Source organism: Pseudomonas moraviensis (assembly GCF_900105805.1).
Taxonomy (GTDB): domain Bacteria; phylum Pseudomonadota; class Gammaproteobacteria; order Pseudomonadales; family Pseudomonadaceae; genus Aquipseudomonas; species Aquipseudomonas moraviensis_A.
The window spans coordinates 182,307-205,582 of record NZ_LT629788.1; the positions used below are offsets into that span (position 1 = coordinate 182,307).

General features: G+C 60.3%; 28 protein-coding genes. All 28 read left to right on the top strand.

Features of this window, described 5'->3' with window-relative positions; all coding sequences use genetic code 11:
* The first annotated feature begins 1 nt into the window (after position 1).
* The 28 genes from BLU71_RS00960 (at position 2) to recX (ending at position 23,251) form a co-directional block, all read left to right on the top strand.
* A complete protein-coding gene (locus tag BLU71_RS00960) occupies positions 2-1,168 on the top strand; it encodes a phage tail protein (RefSeq protein ID WP_083352116.1) in 1,167 nt (388 codons plus the stop codon).
* Positions 1,168-1,674 carry a phage major tail tube protein gene (locus tag BLU71_RS00965; protein ID WP_083352117.1) on the top strand — a complete coding sequence of 169 codons (507 nt, stop codon included), beginning with the start codon at positions 1,168-1,170 and terminating at the stop codon, positions 1,672-1,674. Before BLU71_RS00960 ends, BLU71_RS00965 begins: the two co-directional genes overlap by 1 nt.
* Positions 1,675-1,822: 148 nt before the next feature.
* Positions 1,823-2,404, top strand: coding sequence for a phage tail assembly protein (locus tag BLU71_RS00970; RefSeq protein ID WP_083352118.1), 582 nt, complete (start codon positions 1,823-1,825; stop codon positions 2,402-2,404).
* 128 nt (positions 2,405-2,532) lie between these two features.
* Complete coding sequence (locus tag BLU71_RS00975) at positions 2,533-4,794, top strand: phage tail tape measure protein (RefSeq protein ID WP_083352119.1); 2,262 nt, start codon at positions 2,533-2,535, stop codon at positions 4,792-4,794.
* A complete protein-coding gene (locus tag BLU71_RS00980) occupies positions 4,794-5,177 on the top strand; it encodes a phage tail protein (RefSeq protein ID WP_083352120.1) in 384 nt (127 codons plus the stop codon). Before BLU71_RS00975 ends, BLU71_RS00980 begins: the two co-directional genes overlap by 1 nt.
* Positions 5,170-5,382, top strand: a complete 213-nt coding sequence (locus tag BLU71_RS00985; protein WP_083352121.1) for a tail protein X — start codon at positions 5,170-5,172, stop codon at positions 5,380-5,382. Before BLU71_RS00980 ends, BLU71_RS00985 begins: the two co-directional genes overlap by 8 nt.
* 8 nt (positions 5,383-5,390) lie before the next feature.
* Complete coding sequence (locus tag BLU71_RS00990; protein ID WP_083352122.1) at positions 5,391-6,419, top strand: phage tail protein; 1,029 nt, start codon at positions 5,391-5,393, stop codon at positions 6,417-6,419.
* A 147-nt stretch (positions 6,420-6,566) separates the two neighbouring features.
* On the top strand, positions 6,567-7,151 hold the full coding sequence (locus BLU71_RS00995; RefSeq protein ID WP_083352123.1) for a phage tail terminator protein: 585 nt from the start codon (positions 6,567-6,569) through the stop codon (positions 7,149-7,151).
* A complete protein-coding gene (locus tag BLU71_RS01000) occupies positions 7,148-7,330 on the top strand; it encodes a DUF2635 domain-containing protein (RefSeq protein WP_065615273.1) in 183 nt (60 codons plus the stop codon). Before BLU71_RS00995 ends, BLU71_RS01000 begins: the two co-directional genes overlap by 4 nt.
* A complete protein-coding gene (locus BLU71_RS01005) occupies positions 7,330-8,826 on the top strand; it encodes a phage tail sheath subtilisin-like domain-containing protein (protein ID WP_083352124.1) in 1,497 nt (498 codons plus the stop codon). The genes BLU71_RS01000 and BLU71_RS01005 overlap by 1 nt, the downstream gene beginning before the upstream one ends.
* Before the next feature lie 66 nt (positions 8,827-8,892).
* Positions 8,893-9,240, top strand: a complete 348-nt coding sequence (locus BLU71_RS01010; RefSeq protein ID WP_007908779.1) for a phage tail tube protein — start codon at positions 8,893-8,895, stop codon at positions 9,238-9,240.
* Positions 9,237-9,533: a phage tail assembly protein gene (locus BLU71_RS01015; RefSeq protein ID WP_083352125.1), complete on the top strand. Its 297-nt coding sequence runs from the start codon at positions 9,237-9,239 to the stop codon at positions 9,531-9,533. The genes BLU71_RS01010 and BLU71_RS01015 overlap by 4 nt, the downstream gene beginning before the upstream one ends.
* A gap of 130 nt (positions 9,534-9,663) precedes the next feature.
* Complete coding sequence (locus BLU71_RS01020; RefSeq protein ID WP_083352126.1) at positions 9,664-11,439, top strand: phage tail protein; 1,776 nt, start codon at positions 9,664-9,666, stop codon at positions 11,437-11,439.
* Entirely contained in the window at positions 11,426-12,661 is a 1,236-nt protein-coding gene (locus BLU71_RS01025; protein ID WP_083352127.1) for a DNA circularization protein, read from the top strand. Before BLU71_RS01020 ends, BLU71_RS01025 begins: the two co-directional genes overlap by 14 nt.
* 4 nt (positions 12,662-12,665) lie before the next feature.
* On the top strand, positions 12,666-13,709 hold the full coding sequence (locus BLU71_RS01030; protein ID WP_083352128.1) for a phage baseplate assembly protein: 1,044 nt from the start codon (positions 12,666-12,668) through the stop codon (positions 13,707-13,709).
* 142 nt (positions 13,710-13,851) lie between these two features.
* The gene (locus BLU71_RS01035) at positions 13,852-14,361 is read left to right on the top strand and encodes a phage baseplate assembly protein V (protein ID WP_039762553.1); all 510 of its coding nucleotides are present in this window, start codon (positions 13,852-13,854) and stop codon (positions 14,359-14,361) included.
* Entirely contained in the window at positions 14,361-14,759 is a 399-nt protein-coding gene (locus tag BLU71_RS01040; RefSeq protein ID WP_042607026.1) for a phage GP46 family protein, read from the top strand. The genes BLU71_RS01035 and BLU71_RS01040 overlap by 1 nt, the downstream gene beginning before the upstream one ends.
* The gene (locus tag BLU71_RS01045) at positions 14,749-15,792 is read left to right on the top strand and encodes a baseplate J/gp47 family protein (protein ID WP_083352129.1); all 1,044 of its coding nucleotides are present in this window, start codon (positions 14,749-14,751) and stop codon (positions 15,790-15,792) included. Before BLU71_RS01040 ends, BLU71_RS01045 begins: the two co-directional genes overlap by 11 nt.
* Positions 15,780-16,379: a YmfQ family protein gene (locus BLU71_RS01050; RefSeq protein ID WP_083352130.1), complete on the top strand. Its 600-nt coding sequence runs from the start codon at positions 15,780-15,782 to the stop codon at positions 16,377-16,379. The genes BLU71_RS01045 and BLU71_RS01050 overlap by 13 nt, the downstream gene beginning before the upstream one ends.
* 12 nt (positions 16,380-16,391) lie before the next feature.
* The gene (locus BLU71_RS01055; RefSeq protein WP_083352131.1) at positions 16,392-17,945 is read left to right on the top strand and encodes a phage tail protein; all 1,554 of its coding nucleotides are present in this window, start codon (positions 16,392-16,394) and stop codon (positions 17,943-17,945) included.
* 1 nt (position 17,946) lies between these two features.
* On the top strand, positions 17,947-18,414 hold the full coding sequence (locus BLU71_RS27855; RefSeq protein WP_269457520.1) for a tail fiber assembly protein: 468 nt from the start codon (positions 17,947-17,949) through the stop codon (positions 18,412-18,414).
* A gap of 136 nt (positions 18,415-18,550) precedes the next feature.
* A complete protein-coding gene (locus BLU71_RS01065; RefSeq protein ID WP_083352132.1) occupies positions 18,551-19,438 on the top strand; it encodes a gp53-like domain-containing protein in 888 nt (295 codons plus the stop codon).
* Positions 19,439-19,885, top strand: coding sequence for a phage tail assembly chaperone (locus BLU71_RS01070; RefSeq protein WP_083352133.1), 447 nt, complete (start codon positions 19,439-19,441; stop codon positions 19,883-19,885). It abuts the gene before it with no gap.
* 113 nt (positions 19,886-19,998) lie between these two features.
* The gene (locus BLU71_RS01075; RefSeq protein WP_083352134.1) at positions 19,999-20,565 is read left to right on the top strand and encodes a glycoside hydrolase family 19 protein; all 567 of its coding nucleotides are present in this window, start codon (positions 19,999-20,001) and stop codon (positions 20,563-20,565) included.
* Positions 20,544-21,062 carry a lysis system i-spanin subunit Rz gene (locus BLU71_RS01080; RefSeq protein ID WP_083352135.1) on the top strand — a complete coding sequence of 173 codons (519 nt, stop codon included), beginning with the start codon at positions 20,544-20,546 and terminating at the stop codon, positions 21,060-21,062. The genes BLU71_RS01075 and BLU71_RS01080 overlap by 22 nt, the downstream gene beginning before the upstream one ends.
* Before the next feature lie 67 nt (positions 21,063-21,129).
* Positions 21,130-21,630: a CinA family protein gene (locus tag BLU71_RS01085; protein ID WP_064364288.1), complete on the top strand. Its 501-nt coding sequence runs from the start codon at positions 21,130-21,132 to the stop codon at positions 21,628-21,630.
* Positions 21,631-21,713: 83 nt separating this feature from the next.
* A complete protein-coding gene (recA, locus tag BLU71_RS01090; RefSeq protein ID WP_024011876.1) occupies positions 21,714-22,772 on the top strand; it encodes a recombinase RecA in 1,059 nt (352 codons plus the stop codon).
* Positions 22,773-22,780: 8 nt separating this feature from the next.
* A complete protein-coding gene (recX, locus tag BLU71_RS01095; protein ID WP_042607037.1) occupies positions 22,781-23,251 on the top strand; it encodes a recombination regulator RecX in 471 nt (156 codons plus the stop codon).
* Positions 23,252-23,276: the final 25 nt, after the last annotated feature.

Sequence of the window (23,276 nt, forward strand, 5' to 3'; positions counted from 1 at the left end):
CATGGCTGAGGTTCTGAACTTCGAGCACAACGGCATTACCGTCAATGCCAGCGAATCCCCCGAGGCCATGGGTGGCCTGGGTGACAACGTCATCGGGCTGGTCGGCACCGCGCCGAAAGCCGATCCGCTGATTCCGCGCAACGCACCGTTTCGCATCAACAGTTTCACCACCCATGCGCTGCTCGATCCGACCGGGTCGGAAGAGGGCACGCTGTATCACGCGGTCTACCAGATCCTCAAAGTGGTGAAAGTGCCGGTGTACGTAGTCATCGTCGAGGCCGGCGCGACGCCGGCCGACACGGTCAACAATGTGATCGGCGGTGTCGAGCCGGCGACCGGTCGCAAGCTCGGTCTGGCGGCGCTGGGCAGTGTTCCGGAAGACCTGACCATTATCGGTGCGCCAGGCTTCACCGGCAGCAAAGCGGTGGCCAGCGAGTTCGCCTCCTTCGGCAAACGCATCAAGGCCCGTGTGGTGCTGGACGGCAAGGATGTGTCGGTGGCCGATCAGGTGCTGTACAGCCAGGAACTCGGCGGCGCCGACCTTGGTTTCGACCGTTGCCTGGTGGTGCACAACATGCCCGCCGTGTATTCGAAAGCAGCGAAGAAAAACGTTTTCCTGTCGCCGTCCAGTCTGGCGATTGCCGCGCTGGCCAAGGTCAAGCAATGGGAGAGCCCTGGCAACCAGGTGACCTACGCCGAAGACGTCTCGCGCGTCGTCGAATACAACATTCTCGACACGTCCACCGAAGGCGATCTGCTCAACCGTTACGGCGTCAGCTACTACGCCCGCACCGTGCTTGGCGGCTTCTCGCTGCTGGGTAATCGCTCGGTCACCGGCAAGTTCATCAGCTACGTCGGCCTCGAAGACGCGATCAGCCGCAAGCTGGTCAAGGCCGGCCAGAAAGCCATGGCCAAGAACCTCACCAAATCCTTCATGGATCAAGAGGTCAAGCGCATCAACGACTGGCTGCAGACCCTGGTTGCCGACGAAACCATTCCTGGCGGCAGCGTGTATCTGCACCCGGAACTCAACAGCGTCGAGAAGTACAAGAACGGCACCTGGTACGTGGTCATCGACTACGGCCGCTACGCGCCGAACGAACACATGGTTTATCAACTCAACGCCCGCGATGAAATCATCGAGCAGTTCCTGGAGGACGTTCTCTAATGTTTACCAACCGCGTAAGACAGGCCATCGCGGCCACCCTGCAAGGTCTGCCATTGTCGGCGACCGTTGAGGAATTCACCCCGCCGAAAATCGAATTCGACATGGAAGAGATGCGCGGCGGGCGCTTCATCGTCGAAGAAATGGCCAAGGGCGGCAAAGCGCTCGGCGCCAAGCTGACCCTGCAAGGTCTCGGCGCCGAGGTGCTGCTGGCGCTGGGCGTAAAGCTGGGCGACGACATCCTGCTGAACGTGCGTGAAGCCGGTCAGGATCAGGACGGCAACACCTGGTTCACCTACCACACCGTCGGCGGCCAGCTGAAATCCCTTGAGGAAACCGCGGTGAAAATGGGCGAGAAACCCAAGACCAATCTGGAACTGTCCTGCCGCACCTACAACCGCCTGGAAAACGGCGTGCAGGTGATCGACATCGACGTGCGCACGCAGAAATTCGTGCTCAACGGCGTCGACATCCTCGGTGATGCACGACGTGCGGTGTTGATGCCGTAACCCTCGGCACAACACAAAACCCTGTAGGAGTGAGCCTGCTCGCGATGAGGTCAGCACATGCAACATCAATGTGACTGAAATACCGCTATCGCGAGCAGGCTCACTCCTACAAGGGGATGCGAAACCCCAATCACCAAGGAATTCATACATGCCGTGGATGCCACCCCAACACGAACTGCTGTCGCCGATCACCGGCGATGACGGTTCGCAGATCGAAAAGATCCAGCTCAAACCGCTGTTCTACGCCGCACAGAAGGAAACGCTGGAACGCGCCGGCGACGATGAAGACGATCAGTTCTTCGAACTGGCGCTGCTCGCCACCGGCCTGTCGGTCAAAGAGCTCGATCAACTCAAACGTCCGGATTACGTGAGCATCGCTCAGTACGTCCATGAGATGTCGACCCGCCCGAGTGCGTACTTTCTTGACCAGGTCGAAGACGCGGAGAAATCCGACGATCCCGATCAAGTGCAATTGCTGCAACCGCTCGCCGTAACCGGCCGCACCGTGACCTCGCTGTCGCTGGAAATGCCCGTGCTGCGCGCCACCAAAGTGATGAAGAAACTGAAAACGGCCAAGGAACGCGCCGAATTCATCACCGCTCACTGCACCGGCCTGATGATCCCCGATCTGGCCCATCTGACCGTCCCCGACTGGACGCAATTGCAGGTGCGCATCGACGATTTTTTAAACCAGCCGGCGGCCTACTTTCGGAACGCGACATCGAAGTAATCCTCGATATCGTCCCGCTCATTTACCCGGTAAGTGAGGCGGAGATTCTGGAATGGGACGCCGAAAAGGCGTTGCGCCGCTACGACATAGCGATCACTCGCCTTGGCGTGAAACAGGAGTAGAGCGGCATGGCAGAGAGCAAATATGCGCTCACGTACGCCGGTGAGAGCGGCAATACAACAAGTGGATCTACGCTACCCGACAACCTCGGCACACCGCTGCAGGATTTGAAGCTGACACTGGCATTGGCAAGCGTGGATATTCGCTTGCTGACCCAGGAACACATCAAGCTTCGCGAGTTGCTGGCCACTCAGCAATCGTTCTTCAAGACTGGCGCCGCCACCCCCGCGACGAGCGAACCGAAGTCGAAGCTCAAGGCCGAGATCGAGCAGCGTCCGCCGCCAAAGCTTATGCAACCGGAGTTGGCCAACGAGACTGCGCTGGTTGAACTCAATCATTTGCTCAGGATGAGCAATGACCAGCTTCAAACCCATTCACAAAGCACGCTGGAACTCGCCAGTGACAAACAGGTGGCGGCCAGTGGTGCAACCAACGCCGACCTGTTGCAAGTGCAAGTCGCCGGAGCACGATCCGGTATCGCCGACGGTGCCAAGGGCGACCAGCGGGCGAACGAACTGAAGTGGTTTTCCCGTGATGCCGCGATCAACGCAGCGGCGTTCAGGATGGACGTCAAAACGGCTGGCGAGATGTTGGCGGCATGGCGTTCGTCGCTGAAGCTGGATCGCTACCAGAGCCAGGATCTGGCTGACGCTACAAGCTACCTCGGTAACAGTGGTCTGGACGCCAGGGCAGCCGACATCGGTTCGGTTGTGCAGCGTTCCGGCGAGGCTGCAATCACTGCTGGCATGACCCCCGAGCAAGTGGCCGCGTTGGCGGCTGCGCTGCTCAACAGCGGTGCAGACAAGGAGGGTGCCAGCGCCGCGCTGAAGGGTATTACTTCGGTGCTGGCGAAGGGCGCAGATGCATCGACGGAGCAACGTACGGCTCTGAGCCAGTTAGGGTTGAATCCCGAATCGTTGGCAGGAGAGATGCGCAAGGACGCTCCCGCTGCCATCAACTCGATGCTTGCTGCACTCAATAAACAACCGCTGCAAGAACGGGCAACACTGACGAAGACGCTGTTTGGCGAAAACGACGTCAGAGTTCTTGAACTGCTGAAGAAACCAGAGGATGTAAAAAATGCATTCTCCCAAGTGGCCGACAAGCACCAATACGCGACATCGGAACTTGGCGCCGATTCGGGGGCAGCCGCGAAATCCGCCGAGGTATTTGGCAATACGTCGCAAGGGCGCTGGAATGCGCTCGATGCGAGTCTGACCCGGATGACCACCGCATTCGGCACGGCATTGGCGCCGTTGGCCGATGGTGCCGCAGTGGTGCTCACCGCGCTGGCCAATGGCGTGAGTACTGCGGCGGAGGCTTTACCGGCGCTTACTGCAGGATTGGTTCTGCTTGGTGCCGCTGCTCTTCCTTTTGTTGGCGGGGCGCTGAAAACCGGCGTTGCGTCAGTCCTCGACACCGTTTCCGCGAAGCTGTTACGTCTGGCGACGACACGATTGCCCCCCGATATTGCTGATGCCATCGTCGGTGACGATGTCTCTGATGGCGGACGGAAAAATAAACGATCGGGTCGTCGACCGGGTCGGCGCTCGCCGGCCAGAACATCGGCGCGCACGACAGTTCCACGCGCCAGTGGGAGCAGTCGTTTGGGGGGGCTCACGGCCAAGGTCGCGCCTCTGTTTGATGACATCAAAACGGGCTTCAAACTGTTCACCGATGGCCTGGGCAACAGCCAGATGGCATCGCGACTCAAAGGGCCCTTTGCCAAGCTTATGCCCCTGGTCGAAAGCGTTGGCGCCAAGGTCATGCCAAAAATCGCCCATGCGCTGCCGGCGGTAAAACTGGGAGCGCCGCTGGCCGTTGCCCACGCGGCCTATACCGGACTGAAAGGTTGGCGAGAAGGCGATGACCAAGCGGTCAAAGGTGCGGCCGGCGAGCTGGCCGGCACTGCCATTGGCGCCACGATCGGTACTTTCATTGCGCCCGGTATTGGGACATTTCTCGGTGGGACTCTTGGCGGAATGCTCGGTTCTTACGTCGGTGAACAATGGGGCAAGCCTGCCGAGGACAAACTTGCGCCTCCCGCTCAAGTGGCCAAGGATCTGAGTAACGCTCAGACGCAGAACCAGCAGATCACCTACGCGCCGTCGATTCAGATCAGCGGCAGTGAAATCGCCAGCTCCGAAAAAGTCGGCGCGGTGATCTCGCAAGTGATGCAAAACCATTTCAGTACTCAGTTCATATCGACAATGAGTACCAACCCCCTCGCCACCCGCCGTGACGCAGCTCTGACCGATGGAGTCGCCTGATGAAACAACAAATGGCACTGGGCAGTTTCATCTTCGGTCTGTCGCGCAACTTTGCGTATCACCAGTTGCTGCGCAAGGCTGATGGCGGCTGGACCGAAATACAGATCCTCACCAGCAAACCCAAGTCCAGCCAGACCGGACAGAAACCGGAAACCCTGACCATCACCGGCAAATCGATGTACGCCGTAGCCATGGATCGGCTCGATGAATTACGAGCCTTGCAGGCGCTGCGCATGCCTCTGCCGTTGATCGACGGCATCGGTCGCAATTGGGGCCTGTGGCGGATCAATAGCGTTCAGGAAACCCAGACCCAGATCATCGATGACGGCACCGCGATGGTGGTCGATTGGGTGATTGAATTGGCGGAGTTCAACAATGCGTAAAGCACGAAGCGTGGCCGGTGATTCGGTGAATCTGCTGCTCTACCGCGAAACCGGGCGCAGTGATGACGCTGCCGAAGAAGCGCTGTGGAAGCTCAACCCGACCCTGGCCGAGCACGGGCCGGTGCTGCCTGCTGGCGTCTGGATCGGGCTGCCGGAACTGGATGTGAAACCCGCCGTGGTCAAAGCGCCGACGGCTTGGGATTAGGAGGTTGCATGGCACTGGGATTTACGCCGGCAGTGAATATTTACGGGGCCAACGCGGCCCTGCTCAATCAGCGCCTGATCAGTTGGGAGCACATCGACGCCGCCGGTTTCGAGTCCGATCAACTGACGTTGACCGTCGATCTGGAGGGGCTTGAGGGGTTGCCGAATCTGGGCGGCAGGATCGGCCTGCAAGTCGGTTATCGAGAAACCGCAATGGTCGACAAAGGCCTGTTCAAAGTGACGCGTCTGACGCCGACACTGTTTCCGTTTCGCCTCACCCTGGTGGCCACTGCGGCGCCGTTCAGCAAGGACGATGAAACCGGCTTCAAGCAGCGCCGCACCGTCAGTCATGGGCCGACGACGCTGGGTGGATTATTTCGTCAGCTGGTCGAGCCGCACGGCTTTTCGCCGCGGGTCGCGCCTGAGATTTCGTTGATCCGCATCGAGCACATCGACCAGTCCAACGAAACGGATATGGGCTTTGTCACCCGTCTGGCGAAAAAGTACAACGTCGTCGCCAAGCCGTATGGCGATGTATACGTGCTGGCGCGGCCCGGGCAGACCAAGTCGTTGTCGGGACAGGTTCTGCCGGACGTGACCCTGTCGGTTACTCACAATAACCGACCCGGCGATCCCGCCTTCATCAGCGCCACGCTGGAAGAATCTGCCCGCGAGCAGGCCAAGGGCTGCAAGACCTGTTTCTGGGATGCGGCGTCCGGGGTGTTGCGCTGGGTTGAAACGGGCGTTGCGCCGTTCAAGACCTTGCGCCAGAAGCAGCCCAGCGAAGCCGATGCGATCGCAGTAGGCGAGGGCGAAGTGCGCAAGATGCTGCGGCAGAAGTACAAGGTGAAAATCACCTGCCCGGGCGATCCACGGCTGGCCGCCGAAGGTCTGGTGTTGCTCGACGAGAGCTGGCCGGACTTCATGCGCGGGCGCTGGTCGATCGACAAGGTCACCGCCAGCGGCAGTCGCGAGAACAGCTATCGCTGCCTGATTGATGCCTCGGGCCTAGATCCGAAGGCTGATTTAAAAGACTGATTCCGCAGCGACCCGGTTCCTTTATAGGAGTGAGCCTGCTCGCGATAGCGGTGCCACAGCCAAAATCAATGTGTCTGACCCACCGCTATCGCGAGCAGGCTCACTCCTACAGGGGCCTGTGGTCATTTTCATAATCTGGAACACCCCATGAAGATCACCCCGATCCTCACGCACTTGCGTGGGCAATGCCCCAGCCTTGCCAACCGTATTTCGGTGGGTGTCGATCTGGCGTTGCTGCAGGGCAGCCCCGATCTCCCGACACCCTCGGCCCACGTTCTGCCGCTGGCCGATCTGGCCAGTGTCGGCAGCGCACAGAACCTCACCGCCCAACCGATCCGCGAGCGCTTCGAAATCGTTCTGGCGCTTGATGCCTCTGACCCTACAAAAGCGCTGGATCTGTTGCACGACCTGCGCGCCGAACTGTGGCGCGCGCTGGTGGGGTTCAAGCCCGACTCCGACTACAGCGCCATCGTCTATGACGGCGGTGAGCTGGTGTCGATCAACACCAGCCGCGTGTTTTATCGGCTGCGTTTTTACGCCGAGTTCCAGCTCGGCCGCAATCTGCCGAGTCAGCCTGCGGAGAGTTGGCACGAGCGCGAACTGGACGCTTTGTCGTCCTTTACCGGGATGACGGTGCGGGTCGATGCGATCGATCCGGCCGACCCCAACCTGCAACGCCCGGGCCCCGATGGCCGGGTGGAAATGACTTTCTCTGGAGACGCAACCCCATGAGCAACCGCATCACCGTAGTGCCGGCCGCCGGCCGTGTCGTACCTGACCCGGAGGCGGGCGACCTGCTGCCGGACGCAGGCCGTGAAGTGCTGGACAGCGCCTGGTGGCGCCGACGTCTGGCGGACGGCGATATCACACTAAAAACCGCAAAAGCGGCTAAACCACAGGGAGCCAAATAATGGCGATCGGATTCAGCAACATCCCGGCGGACATTCGTGTGCCGCTGTTCTATGCCGAAATGGACAACTCGGCGGCCAATAGCGCGACCTCGGCCATGCGCCGTTTGATCGTCGCGCAGGTCAACGACAACATTGCCCCGACCGAAGTCGGCAAACTGGTGCTGGTCTCCAGCGTGGCACTGGCGAAAAGCATCGGCGGCCAGGGCTCGATGCTCGCTTCGATGTACGAGACCTTCCGCAAGGCTGACCCGATCGGCGAGATCTGGTGCCTGCCGCTGCACAACACCGAAGGCGCCATCGCCAAAGGTGTACTGACCCTGACCGGAGCTGCGACCCAGGCTGGCATGCTCAACCTTTATGTCGGCGGCGTGCGTGTGCAGGCCACCGTGGTCAATGGCGCCACTGCTGCTCAAGCGGCCACTGCGCTGGCGCAGAAAATCAACGCCACTGCCGACTTGCCGGTGAGCGCTGCCGCTGCCGAAGGTGTCGTCACCCTGACTGCCAAATGGACGGGCGACAGCGGCAACGACATCAGCCTGCAATTCAATCGCCTGGGCAAAAGCAATGGCGAAGAAACCCCGGCTGGCTTGACCAGCGCAATCACCTCCATGACCGGCGGCGCCGGTGTGCCGGATCAGATCGCCGCCGTCGCGGCACTGGGTGATGAGCCGTTCGAGTTCATCGCACTGCCATGGTCCGATCTGGCTACGTTGAATGTCTGGCAAGCGGTCATGGATGACAGCACCGGGCGCTGGTCGTGGGCCAAGCAATTGTTCGGTCACGTCTACAGTGCCAAACGCGGCACCGTCGGCACGCTGGTCGCTGCAGGCCAGGCGCGCAACGATCAGCACATGACCATTCAGGCGCTGGAACCGGGCGTACCGCAACCCTTCTGGGTACAAGCGGCGGCACTGGCTGCGCGCACCGCGGTGTTCATCTCCGCCGACGCCAGCCGTCCGACGCAAAGCGGCAGTCTGCCGGGCGTTGACCCGGCGCCGGCAAGCGAGCGTTTTACCCTGACCGAGCGTCAGTCGCTGCTCAACTACGGCATCGCCACTGCTTACTACGAAGGCGGTTATGTGCGCATCCAGCGCTCGATCACCACCTACCAGAAAAACGCCTACGGTCAGGCCGACAACTCCTATCTGGACAGCGAAACCATGCACCAGTCGGCGTTCATCGTGCGCCGTCTGCAAAGCGTGATCACCAGCAAGTACGGGCGGCACAAACTGGCCTCCGACGGCACCCGTTTCGGCGCCGGCCAGCCGATCGTCACGCCAGCGACCATTCGCGGTGAGCTGATCGCGCAGTACGCCAAGCTTGAACTGGAAGGCCACGTGGAAAACGCCGAGCTGTTCGCCGAGCACCTGATCGTCGAACGCGACGTGCAGGACCCGAGCCGCGTGAACGTGCTCTTCCCGCCGGATTACATCAACGGCCTGCGCGTGTTCGCACTGCTCAACCAGTTCCGTCTGCAGTACGACGACGCGGCCTGATTTGCGCAGTCGACGTCAGCATTCAGCCCGCCTCGCGTGGGCTTTTTATTTGAAGGGAGAAACACCATGGGTCAACTGATTGCAGGCACCTGCTACGTCAAGGTCGACGGCGCACAATTGACCATCAATGGCGGCTGCGAAGCCCCGCTGATGGCCGTCAAACGTGAAACCGTCGTGCCCGGTTTCTACAAGGAAACCGATATCGCGCCGTCGTTCAAAGTGACCGCGCTGCACACCGCCGACTTCCCGCTGAAGAAGCTGATCGAAGGCACCGATATCACCGTCACCTGCGAATTCAGCAACGGCAAAGTCTACGTACTGGCCGGCGCTTACCTGGTCGAGGAACCGGTCTCCAAAGGCGACGACGCCACCATCGAACTGAAATTCGAGGGCATCAAGGGGACCTGGCAATGAGCGGCGCAGTGAAGCTTCAGGTGGCGATCGAAGCCCACGGCGAGCCCCTGACCGAACTCGTCCTACGCCGTCCGACGGTGCAGGAAGTGCGAACGATCAAGGCGCTGCCGTACAAGATCGACAAGAGCGAAGAAGTCAGCCTCGACATGGACGTGGCGGCCAAATACATCGCCGTGTGCGCCGGCATCCCGCCGTCGTCGGTCAACCAGTTGGATCTGGCCGACCTCAACGCGCTGAGCTGGGCCGTCGCGAGTTTTTTCATGAGTGCGGCGTCGGAGCCATCACCGACCTGATCGCTGTCGCCTATGACCTGGCCTGGTTCTGGAAGGTTGACCCCGAACAGATGATGGCCAGGCCACTGGATGTGCTCCGCGAATCGCTGGAGCACGCGCAACGGATCAACGCGATGCAGCAGGTGCAGTGATGGCAGACGAAGAGAAGAAAACCCCGAAACCGGTGCTGATCACCGGCATCGATGAACTCTCGCCCAAACTGGGCGCCCTGCGTGTGAAGGTCGAGAGTTTCAAAAACAATCTCGAGCAGACCGGCCTCGGCAAACTGGACATCAGTGGTCTGTTCAAGGGCGGCAGTGTCATCACGCCGTTCGTGGAAGGGATCAAATCGGCGGCGGCGTTCCAGGGCAAATTGAACGAAGTCAGCGACACGGCGAAAACCGTCGATCCTTCCGCCGCGCCGAAAGCCGCCGCGCAGAACATGAATGTGTTCAGTGCGTCCATGGAAAAGGTTTCGGCCTCGGTCGACGCCGCGCTGGTGCCAGCCGTCGGGGCGCTGGTGGTTGGCCTGGAGCCGGTGCTGACTCAGGTCGGCAGCCTGCTCGCCGACAATCCGCAACTGGTCGAAGGCCTGGCGGCGGGGGCCATTGCCTTTTCGGCGATGCAAACCGCAGTGGCCGGCGCCACGCAAGTGTTCGATGTGATGAGCATGGTGCTGAAGACCAACCCGATCATGCTGATTGCCATGGGCATTGCCGTCGCCGCCGGTCTGATCGTGGCCAACTGGACACCGATCAGCGCCTTCTTCACAAGGATGTGGGAAGGCGTGAAAAACGCCGGGGCGAGTGCGATGGCGACGTTGCGCTCGATACTCGACTGGCGACCGATGGCTGCACTGGCGGCGCTGTGGGAGCCGCTCGGCGGATTCTTTTCGGGCATCTGGGACAAAGTCAAAGCAGTCACCGCGCCGGTGACTGACTTTTTGCAATCGGTGTTTTCCTGGTCCCCGGCCGGAATGATCATTGAAAACTGGGGGCCGCTGACTGGCCTATTCTCGGCGATCTGGGAATTGCTCAAGGCCTTGAGTGTGCCGGTGATGGCGTTTCTCAGAAACCTGTTCGATTTCTCGCCGATGCAGATGATTACCGATGCGTGGGGTGGTGTCGTGACGTTCTTCGAACCGATGTTCACGACGCTGCGATCGGCCGTACAAAGCACCCGGGATATCCTGCGGACGCTATTCGATTTTTTCCCGATGCAAATGCTCACCAGCGCCTGGGGTGGGATTGTCGGGTTCTTCGAACCGATCTGGATGGCGCTGCAAACGTCTGTGCAGCGGGTCAGAGGCTTTTTCACCAGCCTGTTCGAGTGGTCGCCGCTGGAGCAGGTTGCTCAGTATTGGCAGCCGATCGGTGAGGTCTTTTCGGCGATCTGGGGCGTCGTGTTGGCGCTTTCCGCGCCGGTCGTGGATTTTCTGCACAGTCTGTTCGAATGGAAACCTCTGGATCAGATCATCGAGAGTTGGGGGCCGATCACTGAGTGGTTCGGCGAGTTGTGGCAAAAGCTGCAAACCGTCATTGCGCCTATCAAGGAGTTGTTCGAGGGTGGCTTCGCCGGACTGATCGCCAAGGTCACCGGCAAGGTCGAAACGCTGACCCAAGCGCAACGCGAGACCAATGCCGAAGGCAAAGGCGAACTGGCACCGGCGTTCTTCGCTGCCAGTCCGGCGCCTGCTGGCAACGGTGCACTGCAAAGCGGTTCGTTGCCGCAAACCTCCAGCGCGCTGATCCAGCAAAGCGCCGCCAATAACCGTACGCAACTCGAAGGCGGTCTGACCGTGCGCTTCGAAAATGCGCCGGCGGGCCTGCGCACCGAACAACCGCAAACCAATCAACCTGGCCTGGCCGTGTCTTCACGCATCGGCTATCGCTCGCTGTCGACAGGAGGTTCCAATGAACTGGCGTGACCGTTTGTTGCCGGCATCCTTTCGGGGTGTCGGTTTCTGGATCGACCAGGCGAAAACCCCGGTCGGTCGCAAAGGGCAGTTGCACGAATACCCGCAGCGCGACTTGCCTTTTTTCGAGGACCTCGGCCAGCAGGCCAAGACCCACGATCTGACCGCGTTCATCATCGGCCCCGATTGCCTGGAGCAGCGCGACAAGCTGCTCAAGGCCCTGGAGCAGGGTCGTGGCGAGCTGGTGCATCCGTGGCTCGGACGCCTGCAAGTCAAGGTCGGCGAATGCGACATGACCCACACTCGCCAGGATGGTGGGCTGGTGACGTTCGCCTTGAAGTTTTATCCCGATCAGCCGCTGCCGTTTCCGACGGCCACGGTCAGCACACAGAAAGTGCTGCTGGCCAAAGCCGACGGTCTGCTGGGTTCGGCGGTGGCGCGTTTCGAACAGGCGATGACGCTGATCAAGGCTGCGCGAATCGGCATCACCAACCTGCGCAACAGCCTTACCGGCGTCTACGAGGTGATCAAGGAGCAACTGAAACCGTTGATCGAGCAATATCGGCAGATCACCGAACTGGTCAAAGCCGTGAAGGAGCTGCCCAGGGAAGTGGCGGCAGAATTCAAGGGTTTGCTCGGCGATATCAAGGAGCTTAAAGCGTTTGCCAAGGAAGGCTACCGTGGCGTGATTGCCGACGTGTCGCAGCAACTCGAAGCGATTCGCAAGGCCGATGCGCCGAAGATCACCACCGGCAAGGACACCAGTGCCGCAGCGCAAGCGATGGCCGATCTGGTGCAAGACACGATGCTGGTCAAAGTCGCGCAGTGGGTGGCCTCGATGCCGGTGGCGACCACGCCGGTAAAACTGGCGTCGACACCGTCGGTGGCTCAACAGTCGACATCGCCGGTCAGCCGTCAGGAAGTGCCTGTCAGCGATGATATGCAAGCCCTGCGCACGGCGGTGACTGCCGCCATTGATCCGATGCTGGCGAAAGCCGGGCCTGCGCACTTCCAGGCCATCAATGATGTAAAGGAGGCGCTGGTGGCTCATCTCAAAGCGGTGGCGTCCTCCGGCGTGCGGCAAGTCAGCAAGTCGTTTCAGGAAAGCTTTCCGGCAGTGGTCGTGGCCTACAAGCAGTTCGGCGACGCCACGCGAGTCGACGAAGTGATTCAGCGCAACGGGATCACCCATCCCGGTTTCTCGCCCAATGACGTGAAAGTCTCGCGGGAGTGACGCCATGAACGAGATGGACAATCACGTCACGCTGACGGTCAACGACATGCAATACGGCGGCTGGAAAAGCGTCGAAATCACTGCTGATCTTGAGCGTCAGTTCCGCACTTTCAAACTCGACATCACTTGGCAATGGCCTGGGCAGACCGTGGACCAGAGGATCAAGCCCGGCGACCCCTGCGAGGTAAAAATCGGCAAGGATCTGGTGCTCACCGGCTATGTGTTCAAGGCGCCGATCCGCTATGACGGGCGACAGATCAGTCTGACCATCGAGGGCAGTTCCAAGACCCAGGATCTGGTCGATTGCGCCGCCCGTAACCTGCCCAGCCAATGGCAGCAACAACCCTTGCTGACCATCGTCCGGGATCTGGTGAGCGAGTACGGCCTGTCGGTGGTCAACCAAATCAGCGAAACCACACGCCTGAGCAAACACACCATCGTGCCGGGCGAAACGGTATTCCAGTCGATCGATCGATTGCTGTCGCTGCTGCGGGTGTTTTCCACCGACAACGAGCTGGGCCAGTTGGTGTTGGCCAAACCCGCTAGCGGCGGGCGTGCCAGCGATGCGCTGGAGCTGGGCAAGAACATTCTGTCGGCCAATGCACCGATGGATTTCAGCCAGGTGTTCTCCGAATACCGGGTGATCGGCCAGCAAAAGGGCTCGGATGCGAAAAGCGGCGCGGCGGTCAGCGAGGTCGAGTCGACGGCGGCGGATCTGAGCTTCAAACGTCGGCGCACCACGGTGATCAATGAAGGCACGCAGCTGACCTTTGAGTTGGCGCAACAGCGTGCCCAATGGGAAAGCGCGACCCGCATGGGCCGGGCTCAGGCCACCACCTATCAGGTGCAGGGCTGGCGGCAGAGCAACGGTGATTTGTGGCGCCACAACACGCTGGTGAAGGTCAAGGATCCGGTGCTCGATTTCGATGGCGACATGCTGATTTCAAAAGTCACCTATTCGTTGTCGGCGCAGGGCTCGGTGACCACGTTGCAAGTGGCACCGCCGCATACCTTTGATCCTGATCCGACTCCCCCGAAGCAAACCTGAGCCTTGCACCGCCCCCTGTAGGAGTGAGCCTGCTCGCGATAGCGGTTCAACAGACACAGAAGTGTCGACTGTCATGCCGCCATCGCGAGCAGGCTCACTCCTACAGTTGTTCGCGTTGTGCCCACCTTTTTGAGAAAAAACCATGAGCCTACTGACACGCCTGCTGGCGCGCGGCACTGTCGTGCTCGCCAATTCGGCTTCGAAACTGCAATCGCTGCAAATGCGCCTCACCGCCGGCGAAGTCAATGACGACCTCGAACACTTCGAACCCTATGGCTTCACCAGTCATCCGCTGGCCGGGGCGGAAGGCGTCGTCACCTTCATCGGCGGCGACCGTTCCCACGCCATCGCCCTGGTCATCGCCGACCGCCGCTATCGCTTGCAAGCACTGGCTGCCGGTGAAGTGGCGATCTACACCGACGAAGGCGACAGGATTCATTTCAAGCGCGGGCGGATCATCGACATCGAAACTGCCACGCTGAACATCCGCGCCAGCAGCGCGGTGAATTTCGATACGCCGGTCATAAACCAGACCGGCAAGATCGTTTCCACGGGTGATCAACTGGCCGGCGGCATCAGCCAGATCAAACACGTCCACGTTGGCGTGCAGGCCGGTAACGGTCAGACCGGCGCGCCGGCAGGAGGGCAATGATGTTCATCAGCCAGAACCTCCACGCCGCACTGACCCGCGCCGTGCTCATCAGCCTGTTCACCTGGCGTCGCGCCGCCGATGACGACGCCCTTGATGACGATGAACGCTTCGGCTGGTGGGGCGACAGTTTTCCTACGGTTGCAGACGATCGCATCGGCTCGCGGCTGTGGCTGTTACGCCGGGTCAAGCTGACCCGGCAGACGCAAATGGACGCCGAGTTCTATGCCCGCGAAGCCCTGCAGTGGCTGCTCGACGACGGCCACTGCAGCGCCATCGACATCATCAGCGAACGCCTCGATGCCCAGCGCCTGAACCTGCGCACGGTCCTGACGCTGGCCGACGGCGAACGTCTGGACATCAACCCCGATAACAGTTGGCAGGTGATCTATGCCGTTTGAAACCCCTTCGCTGCCGGTGCTGATCAAGCGCACCCAAAGCGACCTGGCCGGCGATTCGCTGCGCCAGTCCGATGCGCAAGTGCTGGCCCGTACCCTCGGCGGCGCCGTTTATGGCCTGTACGGTTATCTCGACTGGATTGCCCAGCAGATCCTGCCCGACAAGGCTGACGAGTCGACCCTGGAACGCATCGCCGCGCTGCGCCTGAACCAGCCGCGCAAAGCTGCACAAGTGGCTACCGGCAGCGTCAGCTTTACGGCCACGCCTGGCGCCGTGCTCGACGTTGACACGCTGTTGCAAGCGAACGATGGCCGCACCTACAAAGTCACCACCGCGCGCACCACCGTCGGTGGCAGTAACAGCACCACGATTGCGGCGCTGGAGGCCGGCAGTCTGGGCAACGCTGATGCCGGTCTGACGCTGACCCCGGTGCAGCCGATTGCCGGCATCGTCGGCAACAGCTTCGTGGTGCTGGCGCCGGGCCTCAGCGGTGGCGTGGCGCGCGAAAGCCTCGAGTCACTGCGCTCGCGAGTGATTCGATCCTATCGGGTGATTCCCCACGGCGGCGCGGCCAGCGATTACGAAACCTGGGCACTGGAAGTGCCAGGTGTGACGCGGGCGTGGTGCCGTGGCGGTGAGGGCAGTATGGGCATTGTCCGCCTGTTCATCATGCGCGATGACGACACGCAGCCGATTCCCGCGGCAGAGCAACTGGCCGAGGTTCAGGCCTATATCGAACCATTGCGTCCGGTCACCGCCGAGTTGCATGTGCTGGCACCGGAGCAGGTCCCCGTCACCTATGAATTGCGTTTGAGCCCCGATACCAGCGCTGTCCGTGCGGCGGTGGAAGCGCAGTTACGTGACTTGCACAACCGCGAAGCCGGCCTGGGGGATACCTTGCTGCAGAGTCACATTCGCGAAGCGATCAGCAGTGCCACCGGCGAGTACGACCACCAATTGATTGCGCCCGTCGGCAATGTCGTGCCAACCGAACACCAGCTACTGACCTTTGGGGGTTGCGTATGGGAGGCATGAGAACCGCTGCGCAATATCAGGCCCAGCTACGCAACCTGCTGCCCAGTGGTCCGGCCTGGGATCCGGAGCGAGTGCCGGAACTGGATGCAGTGCTCGGGAGCATTTCCCTGGAACTGTCGCGTCTGGACGCGCGCGCCGTCGACCTGCAAAACGAAATGGATCCGGCCGGCGTCAGCGAGCTGGTACCCGATTGGGAGCAGGTCATGAATTTGCCTGACCCGTGCCTTGGACAGAAGCCTTTGTTCGACGACCGTCGTCTGGCTGTGCGCCGGCGCCTGCTAGCAGTAGGCAGCCAGAGCATTGGCTACTTCGTTGAAATTGCCCGAAGCCAAGGCTATCCCAACGCTACCGTGACTGAGTTGAGGGCGCCGCGAATGGGGCGCTCACGGTTTGGTAACGGGCACTTTGGCAGCTGGCAGGCACAGTTCATGTGGACACTCAACACCGGAGGGCGGCAATTCATCGGTCGCCGGTTTGGCGCCAGTTATTGGGGCGAACGCTTTGGTGTGAATCCCGGTAGCGCCCTGGAGTGCCTTATCCACCGCAGTGCACCTGCTCATACCCGCGTGCATATCAATTACGACTAGAGGTTGAAAACTATGGATTACCCAAGAAGCACCCCCGGTGTCGGGCTGGTGAATGGACAGTTCGTGGACGAGAACCCGGTGGCAGGAACGCCAGGCTCTTTGATTCCCGCAACCTGGGGCAATGCCGTTACGCAAGAGATCCTGAACGTGATCAAAGCGGCTGGCATGCAGCCCGAAGAAGATGTTTCAACGCAGTTGCTGCAGGCCATCCAGAGTTTTGCCGCCCATGACTTCAAGAACTCGGTGCGGGTAGCGACAACGGGAACAATTGCCCTCAGCGGTTTGCAGGACATCGACGGTGTACAACTGGCCGTGGCAGATCGAGTGCTGGTGAAAGACCAGGCCAATGCCTCGCAGAACGGTGTTTACGTGGTGGCTGCCGGTTCATGGTCGCGCGCAGTGGATGCGGCGCAGGACTACCAAGTGACCAGCAGTTTTATCATTGCGACCGATGAAGGCGTGGTGAACAAGTCTCGCCTTTGGCAACTGACCACACCAGGCCCGATCAAGGTCGGCTCCACAGCGCTGACGTTTGAATTACTGGCGGGGTACACCGGAGTAGCCTCTGGCGAATACCGCAAGGTTACGGTCAATGCACGGGGGCAGGTAACCGCCGGCTCTAACCCGACCACTCTTGATGGCTACGGCATCGCGGATGCTTACACCAAGGTGGCTGCCAACAGTGCATTTGTGAAACAAGGCAGTGGTGCCGGACAACTCGGCAACTCGGTGTCCATTGGCTGGGATGGCAAGAACATCCTGATCCAGGTTGATGCCACCAGTTTCGGCAACCTGTGGTGTTCGGCCAACTTTGACCCCGCCACCAAGGCCAATGTGACGGACGTTTACAGCAAGAGTGCAACCAATGGCTTGCTGGACGCCAAGATCGCTTCGGATACATGTTCGGTGGCCGGTTTCGCAGGTGGCAATCCCGCCTCCCCGTATATGCGGAACAGGAACAATAACGAAGTCGTGATGCTGGCGAGAACAGCTTCGACCCTCGCCGGCTATGGCATCACGGATGGCATGACGCGTGCCGAGATCACCGGTCAAGTCAATGCGCGAGTTCTGAGTGATGGCATCACCTGGGCGGGGTTTGCCAGCAACGATCCGAATCAGCCCTACATGCGGCGTGCTGCCGATAACGGTGTCTATCTGTTGCAACCGCGTCTGGGGTTTACACCGGTTCGCCAGGGCGGGGGAAACTTCCAGTCGAACAACACGGTGATGATTGGCTGGGCGGCTGATGGTTCGTCTCTGCGGGTACAGGTCGATGCAACTGATCTGGGCAGCATCTGGACCGACGGCATCGGTAATGCCAAAGCGGTTGCCGCGCAATCCACCGCAGAAGCTGGAGTAGTCGGTTCTTATGCCTTGCTGGTCGTTGGCGGCGGTGGCGCTACGGGGCCGGGCGCGCTTGCCGCCGGTGTCAACTGCCGGTTCACGGCTACCGATGGCTCTGCCTGGGGTGGAGCACCTGCCGGCACCTGGCGAATCATGGGAGCTATCCGAAACTCTGACGGGGCCAGCCCTGACTCCACCACTCTATGCGTGAGGGTTTATTGAAATGATGACAATTGTGAGTGCGCGTCAGCCCTGCTGGAACGACGTGGAACATACCTCGTTAAACCTGTTGGTCACCTTCGAGGAGACCAGCGATTCATTGGGTGAAATACCGTTTACGGCTTCGCCGAAAGATCCGGAGCCTCACGGTCGAGAGTTGTTTGAACGGGCGGTTGCGCTGGAATACGGCGAGATCGCTGAACCCGACGAAGAGACACTGAAAGATGCAGTGCGGATGAAGACTTCCGGGCTCTCGGCATTGGCGTCATCGATGATCGCAAAGTTGCAGAGTGACCTCAGCACCCTGCAGGACTCCGTGGCGTTGGGCATGGCAACAGATGAAGAAATCACGCAGTTGCCAATGACTCAGGCGCAGCTTGATCTCTGGAGAAAGTACCGGGTACTGCTTTCCAGGATCGAGAGTCAGCCCGCTTTTCCTCGTGCGATCGATTGGCCCACGCAGCCCGAGTGAATGTTTGCTGCATGAGCCGAGTACATCAGCCCCGGCAACCGTGCGCAGCATTCCTTGCTGGTTGCAGCTGCGGTCGAAAGACCAGGCCGGCGGCGTGCCCACTCGGCATTGAATGAATAACAGCCGGAGACGAAAAATGGACTATCCAAAGAGCGTGCCCAATATCGGCCTGGTCAATGGCCGATTCGTGGATGAAAACCCTGCCAATGGAGCGCCGGGCTCGCTGATTCCTGCGGTGTGGGGAAATGGTGTAACGCAGGAAATTCTGAGTGTTGTGCAGGCGGCGGGTTTAACGCCGGACGAGACGACCAATAATCAATTGCTGGGCGCACTGCGCAGCCCGGCGCTGTTTTTGACTGCCGCCCAGTTTGATAAAGGTCGGTCAGTGGCCACTGCCGAGTTTGTTCAGCGCGCGTTAGGCAATTACGCAAGTGCACGGGGAATATCCGCCGCAACGCAACTGACGGGCGCTGATATCGGTTGCTCGATCGGAATGGGGGGGACCGTTTCCTATACCGTCACCCTGCCTGACGCAGCCTCTGTTCCGGATGGCGCGACCATCGGGCTGCACTGCCGCAACAGCGCCCCGGTTACGGTTGCGAGTAAATCCGGTGCGCAGATCAGTCCACAGGGCGCTTATTTGGGCTCGATAGTGATGAACAGCGGGGAGAGCGCCAACTTTGTCAGAGAGAGTGGCATCTGGACCGTTTACGGGACCGCGAGTCTGAAATACGCCGCGCTGTTTTCCGGGATGGTCAGCAATCCCGGGTATCAAAAACACGCCAGTGGAAATATCGATCAGTGGGGCACGGGGGTTTCGAATGCCGAGGGGGATGTCTACGTGACATTTCCGCTGACGTTTCCGAGGGGATATTTCTCGCTGGTGGCGACACATACCGGTGGCGATGCGGCGATGGTTGCGGTGACTGCGTACAGCGCAAAGGGCTGCACGCTGAGAATTCGCAATGCCGTAGGTCAAGTCAGCGGCGGCTGGTCGGTGAATTATTTTGCAAAGGGCTACTGAATGAACCCCTTCAATGTTTTATTCAGCGCCAGCACCTGCGGCGCGTATGTACCGGGTATCAACTCGACGGACATTCCCGACGACGTTATCGAGATTCCCCAGGGCTACTGGATCTCCTTGCTGCAACAGTTGGCGGTCACGCCAAAAATGATTGGCGTGAGCGCCACTAACGGCTATCCGATTCTGGTCGATCCACCGCCCCCCTCGCCGGATGCAGCCGCTGATGCCGAGCGCGCCTGGCGCACGGCACAGTTGGCAGCCACTGACGGTTTGGTAGCGCGTGACCGGGACGAGCTCGAGGACGGTGGCGGTACCACGCTGACTACCGAGCAATACGCACAGTTGCAGGCCTATCGTCGTGACTTGCGGGACTGGCCGCAGGGATCATTCTTCCCGTTCAGCGAGCATCGGCCGGTGGCTCCGGGGTGGTTGATCGCTGCAATCTGAAGCAGCGTTGATCACAGGCTTCATTGCCTGAAAACTCCGGAAAACAATGGCTGGCAAGCATAAGCCGCCATCCGTGATTGAATCGGAGCAACATCCAGGGAGGATCAAGCAGCATGCAAATAACCGAAAACAATCTTATCGACATCATGCCCAACGCCCGCTCCCAAGCGGGCGTTTTTGTTTCTGTACTCAACACTGCCATGGCCAGGCATCGCATCGATACGCCCAAGCGCATCGCTGCCTTTCTCGCACAGGTCGGTCACGAGTCGGGGCAATTGCGCTACGTGCGCGAACTGGGCAATAACCAATACCTGAGCAAATACGACACCGGCACCCTGGCGCTGCGTCTGGGCAATACCCCCGAGGCGGATGGCGACGGGCAAAAGTACCGGGGCCGTGGGCTCATTCAAATCACCGGTCGCGCCAACTACCGACAATGCAGCCTCGGCTTGTTTGGCGATGAGCGTCTGTTGTCGTTGCCCGAATTGCTCGAGCAACCGCAATGGGCGGCCGAATCGGCGGCGTGGTTCTGGGCGCAGAGGGGCCTGAACGAGCTGGCCGACGCGGACCAGTTCAACACCATCACCCGCCGAATCAACGGCGGGTTGAATGGCTTGCAGGATCGTCTGGAAATCTGGGCGCGGGCGAGGACGGTGCTATGTCCGGCTCCTGGCGTGTGATTGGCCTGTTGTTGCTGGCGGCCGGGGTTTTCTCTGCGGCGTGGCAATTTCAGGACTGGCGCTACGGGCGACAATTGGCCGAGCAGGCGCGGTTAAACGCCGAGACGCAGAATCAACTCACTCAAACTGCCGCGAGCGCACAACAGGCCGAGCAGGATAAACGCCTGGCGCTGGAGCAACGACTCGCGGCCAGTGAACAAACCCATTATCGAGCGCTGAGCGATGCCCAACGTGATCAGGATCGCCTGCGCGATCGTCTTGCCACTGCTGATCTGCGCCTGTCAGTCCTCATCGACGCCGGCGACGCTGCCCAAGGCTGCGGGGTGCCAGCCACCGCCGGCACCGGCGGCGTGGATCATGCAACCGTACGCGCCCGACTTGACCCGGCGCATGCTCAACGAATTATCGCCATCACCGCCACCGGCGACCGCGGATTGATTGCCTTGCAGGCGTGTCAGGCCTATGTCAGAGCGCTGGCGCCCGCACATTTTGAATGAGTCTGTGTATTGAAAGCATGCCCGGCTCGTGTACGGTGAAGACATTCCACACGATCCGGAGCTCGCCGTGAAAGAGACCACCCAACTGGCCGCTGAACTGGGCCGACGTCTGCAAGTGCTCAATGCTCACGTCACCACTGCAGAGTCCTGCACCGGTGGCGGGATTGCCGAGGCCATTACGCGGATACCGGGCAGTTCGGCCTGGTTTGAAGCCGGTTACGTGACGTACTCCAACCGGCAGAAAACCCGGCAGTTGAATGTTCCGGACGAACTGTTCGAAACGGTCGGCGCGGTCAGCCGCGAAGTCGTCGAGGCCATGGTGCGCGGTGCGCAGCAGCACAGCCTGGCGCATTTTGCCGTGGCGGTCAGCGGCGTCGCCGGCCCCGACGGCGGCACGCCGAACAAGCCGGTGGGCACGGTATGGCTAGCCTGGGGTGTGGGCGATGCGGTTTACAGTGAGGTTCAGCACTTCCCCGGCGGCCGTGATGAAGTCCGCCGACAAACGGTGAAGGCCGCGCTAGAGGGGCTTGTGCGACTAGCGGCACGAGAAATCGAAAATCAGGGGTAGGCGATCTTCGAACGCTGTGGAATAATACTGGCTACTTATACAGGTGTTGGCCGTCAGGCCTTATTGATTACGTGAGGACTTTAATGGACGACAACAAGAAGAAAGCCTTGGCTGCGGCCCTGGGTCAGATCGAACGTCAATTCGGCAAGGGTGCCGTAATGCGTATGGGCGATCAGGACCGTCAGGCGATCCCGGCCATCTCTACTGGCTCTCTGGGTCTGGACATCGCACTCGGCATCGGCGGTCTGCCAAAAGGCCGTATCGTTGAAATCTACGGTCCTGAATCCTCCGGTAAAACCACACTGACACTGTCGGTCATCGCCCAGGCACAAAAAGCCGGCGCGACTTGCGCATTCGTCGACGCCGAGCATGCGCTCGATCCAGAGTACGCCGGCAAGCTGGGCGTCAATGTCGACGACCTGCTGGTTTCCCAGCCGGACACTGGCGAACAGGCCCTGGAAATCACCGACATGCTGGTGCGCTCCAACGCCGTTGACGTGATCATCGTCGACTCCGTGGCGGCACTGGTACCGAAGGCTGAAATCGAAGGTGAAATGGGCGACATGCACGTCGGCCTGCAAGCACGTCTGATGTCTCAGGCGCTGCGTAAGATCACCGGTAACATCAAGAACGCCAACTGCCTGGTCATCTTCATCAACCAGATCCGTATGAAGATCGGCGTGATGTTCGGCAGCCCGGAAACCACCACCGGTGGTAACGCGCTTAAGTTCTACGCTTCGGTTCGTCTCGACATCCGCCGTACCGGCGCGGTGAAGGAAGGCGACGAAGTGGTCGGCAGCGAAACCCGCGTCAAGGTTGTGAAGAACAAGGTGGCTTCGCCGTTCCGTCAGGCCGAATTCCAGATTCTTTACGGCAAGGGCATCTACCTCAACGGTGAGATGATCGACCTGGGTGTGTTGCACGGTTTCGTCGAGAAGTCCGGCGCCTGGTACGCCTACGAAGGCACCAAGATCGGTCAGGGCAAGGCCAACTCGGCCAAGTTCCTGGCGGACAACCCGGAAATCGCCGCGAAGCTCGAGAAGCAACTGCGTGACAAGCTGCTGTCGCCAGCAGTGATTGCAGACTCCAAGGCCTCGGCGGTCAAAGAGACCGAAGACGACCTGGCCGACGCTGACCTCTGATCGCAGCGATGACCACCGCCGTACTGGATACCCTCGTCGCGGTGCGGCGAACCGCCATGGACCTGCTCGCACGCCGCGAGCATGGTCGCGTCGAGTTGACGCGCAAGCTGCGTCAGCGCGGCGCCGAGGCGGAGCTGATCGAAACAGCCCTCGACCGTCTGACGGAAGAGGGACTGCTTTCAGAAGCGCGATACCTTGAAAGCTTTGTTTCCTACCGAGCCCGTTCCGGCTATGGCCCATTGCGAATTCGTGAGGAGCTCAGCCAGCGGGGCTTGCAACGTACCGATATCGAAGTCGCCCTGCGCGAAAGCGGTATCAATTGGCAGGCGCAGCTTCAGGACACGTGGCAACGCAAGTTCTCCGGGCATTTACCGATTGATGCGAAAGAAAGAGCCAAACAAGGCCGGTTTCTGGCGTATCGGGGTTTCTCGATGGAGATGATCAACCGATTGTTCAGCGGTCGAGAGATGGACGATTAAATCGATTCAACAAAAAACGGCCCGC

Coding starts and splice junctions, on each gene's coding strand:
- BLU71_RS00960 (WP_083352116.1), top strand. CDS start 2: ATGGCTGAGGTTCTGAACTTCGAGCACAACGGCATTACCGTCAATGCC.
- BLU71_RS00965 (WP_083352117.1), top strand. CDS start 1,168: ATGTTTACCAACCGCGTAAGACAGGCCATCGCGGCCACCCTGCAAGGT.
- BLU71_RS00970 (WP_083352118.1), top strand. CDS start 1,823: ATGCCGTGGATGCCACCCCAACACGAACTGCTGTCGCCGATCACCGGC.
- BLU71_RS00975 (WP_083352119.1), top strand. CDS start 2,533: ATGGCAGAGAGCAAATATGCGCTCACGTACGCCGGTGAGAGCGGCAAT.
- BLU71_RS00980 (WP_083352120.1), top strand. CDS start 4,794: ATGAAACAACAAATGGCACTGGGCAGTTTCATCTTCGGTCTGTCGCGC.
- BLU71_RS00985 (WP_083352121.1), top strand. CDS start 5,170: ATGCGTAAAGCACGAAGCGTGGCCGGTGATTCGGTGAATCTGCTGCTC.
- BLU71_RS00990 (WP_083352122.1), top strand. CDS start 5,391: ATGGCACTGGGATTTACGCCGGCAGTGAATATTTACGGGGCCAACGCG.
- BLU71_RS00995 (WP_083352123.1), top strand. CDS start 6,567: ATGAAGATCACCCCGATCCTCACGCACTTGCGTGGGCAATGCCCCAGC.
- BLU71_RS01000 (WP_065615273.1), top strand. CDS start 7,148: ATGAGCAACCGCATCACCGTAGTGCCGGCCGCCGGCCGTGTCGTACCT.
- BLU71_RS01005 (WP_083352124.1), top strand. CDS start 7,330: ATGGCGATCGGATTCAGCAACATCCCGGCGGACATTCGTGTGCCGCTG.
- BLU71_RS01010 (WP_007908779.1), top strand. CDS start 8,893: ATGGGTCAACTGATTGCAGGCACCTGCTACGTCAAGGTCGACGGCGCA.
- BLU71_RS01015 (WP_083352125.1), top strand. CDS start 9,237: ATGAGCGGCGCAGTGAAGCTTCAGGTGGCGATCGAAGCCCACGGCGAG.
- BLU71_RS01020 (WP_083352126.1), top strand. CDS start 9,664: ATGGCAGACGAAGAGAAGAAAACCCCGAAACCGGTGCTGATCACCGGC.
- BLU71_RS01025 (WP_083352127.1), top strand. CDS start 11,426: ATGAACTGGCGTGACCGTTTGTTGCCGGCATCCTTTCGGGGTGTCGGT.
- BLU71_RS01030 (WP_083352128.1), top strand. CDS start 12,666: ATGAACGAGATGGACAATCACGTCACGCTGACGGTCAACGACATGCAA.
- BLU71_RS01035 (WP_039762553.1), top strand. CDS start 13,852: ATGAGCCTACTGACACGCCTGCTGGCGCGCGGCACTGTCGTGCTCGCC.
- BLU71_RS01040 (WP_042607026.1), top strand. CDS start 14,361: ATGTTCATCAGCCAGAACCTCCACGCCGCACTGACCCGCGCCGTGCTC.
- BLU71_RS01045 (WP_083352129.1), top strand. CDS start 14,749: ATGCCGTTTGAAACCCCTTCGCTGCCGGTGCTGATCAAGCGCACCCAA.
- BLU71_RS01050 (WP_083352130.1), top strand. CDS start 15,780: ATGGGAGGCATGAGAACCGCTGCGCAATATCAGGCCCAGCTACGCAAC.
- BLU71_RS01055 (WP_083352131.1), top strand. CDS start 16,392: ATGGATTACCCAAGAAGCACCCCCGGTGTCGGGCTGGTGAATGGACAG.
- BLU71_RS27855 (WP_269457520.1), top strand. CDS start 17,947: ATGATGACAATTGTGAGTGCGCGTCAGCCCTGCTGGAACGACGTGGAA.
- BLU71_RS01065 (WP_083352132.1), top strand. CDS start 18,551: ATGGACTATCCAAAGAGCGTGCCCAATATCGGCCTGGTCAATGGCCGA.
- BLU71_RS01070 (WP_083352133.1), top strand. CDS start 19,439: ATGAACCCCTTCAATGTTTTATTCAGCGCCAGCACCTGCGGCGCGTAT.
- BLU71_RS01075 (WP_083352134.1), top strand. CDS start 19,999: ATGCAAATAACCGAAAACAATCTTATCGACATCATGCCCAACGCCCGC.
- BLU71_RS01080 (WP_083352135.1), top strand. CDS start 20,544: ATGTCCGGCTCCTGGCGTGTGATTGGCCTGTTGTTGCTGGCGGCCGGG.
- recA (WP_024011876.1), top strand. CDS start 21,714: ATGGACGACAACAAGAAGAAAGCCTTGGCTGCGGCCCTGGGTCAGATC.
- recX (WP_042607037.1), top strand. CDS start 22,781: ATGACCACCGCCGTACTGGATACCCTCGTCGCGGTGCGGCGAACCGCC.